Below are 1,850 nucleotides of genomic sequence, written 5' to 3'. Positions count from 1 at the left end.
GCCACCTACGAGCTGTTGGGCTTGCGCACCTACTTTACCTCTGGCCCCAAAGAAACCCGCGCTTGGACGATCCCCGTCGGAGCTACAGCCCCTCAGGCAGCCGGGGTGATCCACTCCGATTTTGAGCGGGGCTTCATCCGGGCCGAGACGGTGGCCTATGCCGATCTGGTGGCGGCGGGATCCCTGAATGCCGCCAAAGAAAAGGGCCTGCTGCGCAGCGAAGGCAAAGACTACGTCGTCCAGGAAGGGGACGTGATGCACTTCCGCTTCAATGTCTAGTTCCCTATCCTCCTGCATCTCTCAGGCAAGCTGGGTTTTCTCAGAAACTGAAGACTTGCTCCCTGTCTTTAGGCAAAAAGACTTAACCCGCCCTGGACAAGGGATCCCAGCGCAGCTCCGGCTGGGTCTGAGAGGGGGCCTTTTCCTAAGAAAACGGTTGACGCTGTAACGAAACATCACAATAATTGGACTAGATAAACAAATGTTTTAGGGATGTATTGATGGATCTGCTGCAATACGGCCCGATGGCCTGGGTTTACATGGCAATCTTTGCCTCTATCATTTGGTGCATCTGGGGTCGTTCCGAAGACGACATCATGTTCTAGCCAGAGCGGGAGAGCTTCCTCTGTCGGCGGGGGCCATTCCTTGCGCTTGAGCCGGCAGGGGCAGCCTTTCACCAATCGTGGCTCTGTAAGGACGTTGTAAAAAATTTTGTAGAATCCTGTTGGGCTTGCGCCAGCCTTGGGATTGACGGCAATACCATCCTAGGCAGTGGGAGACTTTTCCCCCTGCTTTTGCAACACGGCAGCCTGCAGCGGTTATGGGTGTTACCAGCTTGATCTCCCGACGTCCTCTGCCTGGGGCAGAACAGACGCCAGAGGGCTACCGTCTTTCTTGGCGGGGCGTTGGGGTGATGGGGGTGCTCAACGTAACACCCGACAGCTTTAGCGATGGCGGCCAGTGGGGATCTGCAGAAGCGGCTGTGCAGGCAGCCAAAGCCATGGCAGCGGCAGGGGCCTTGATGGTGGATGTTGGCGGCGAGTCCACCCGCCCAGGGGCAGATCCGGTGCCGGTAGAAGTGGAATGCGACCGGGTTTTGCCGGTAATTCGAGCTTTGCAGGGATCCGGGATCCCCATCAGCGTCGATACGCGCAGAACGGAGGTGGCGGCTGCGGCTTTGGCTGCCGGGGCGCACATCATCAACGATGTCGGCGGGCTGCGGGATCCCCAAATGATACAGGTCTGTGCCGAAAAGGGGGTGCCGGCGGTGATCATGCACATGCGGGGAGAGCCGCGCACCATGCAGCAGCAGACCGACTATGCTGACCTGGAGGGGGAGGTTTTCGGTTTCCTCAGGGAACAGGCGGAGCGGGCTCTGGCGGCGGGCGTGCCCAGCGTTGTTTTGGATCCGGGCTTAGGCTTTGCCAAAACTGCCGAGCAGAATGTAACCCTGCTCAAAGCCCTACCGCGGCTGGTGGCCTACGGCTACCCGGTCTTGGTGGGGGCCTCCCGCAAAAGTTTTGTGGGTAAGCTTTCCGGCATTGCCGTGCCCAGCGAGCGAGACAGCGCCAGCGTGGCCGTGCACCTGTTTGCAGCCAGCCGGGGGGCTGCCCTGGTACGGGTTCACAACGTGCCGGCTCATGTTTCCGCCCTCGCCACTTGGGAAGCTCTGCACCATGATGCAGGGTAGGCTGGTGCTCCAGGGCCTCGTCTTTCATGCTTACCACGGCCACTGCCCGGAGGAAGCGGTTTTGGGTGGGCGCTTTGTGGTGGATGTGGAGATGCAGCTTTCCCTGGCCCAGATCCAGGATGACCTCTCTGGCACAGTGGACTATGCCCAAGTGTATGAG

The 1,850-nt window shown here is 59.7% G+C and carries 3 protein-coding genes; all 3 read left to right on the top strand.

Annotated elements, in window-relative coordinates; translation table 11 throughout:
- The coding region (locus tag NW819_RS12610; protein WP_414413956.1) for a DUF933 domain-containing protein at positions 1 to 279 on the top strand (279 nt) is incomplete at its 5' end.
- Positions 280 to 820: 541 nt separating this feature from the next.
- On the top strand, positions 821 to 1,690 hold the full coding sequence (folP, locus tag NW819_RS12605) for a dihydropteroate synthase (protein ID WP_414413955.1): 870 nt from the start codon (positions 821 to 823) through the stop codon (positions 1,688 to 1,690).
- On the top strand, positions 1,641 to 1,850 hold a 210-nt coding region (locus NW819_RS12600), incomplete at its 3' end, for a dihydroneopterin aldolase (RefSeq protein WP_414413954.1). The genes folP and NW819_RS12600, both read left to right, overlap by 50 nt.

Origin of the sequence: Synechococcus sp. R8-2 (genome assembly GCF_047461715.1) — a bacterium.
Taxonomy (GTDB): domain Bacteria; phylum Cyanobacteriota; class Cyanobacteriia; order Thermostichales; family Thermostichaceae; genus Thermostichus.
The sequence above is the reverse complement of the archived record's forward strand: the minus strand, read 5'-3'. Positions and strand labels throughout refer to the sequence as shown.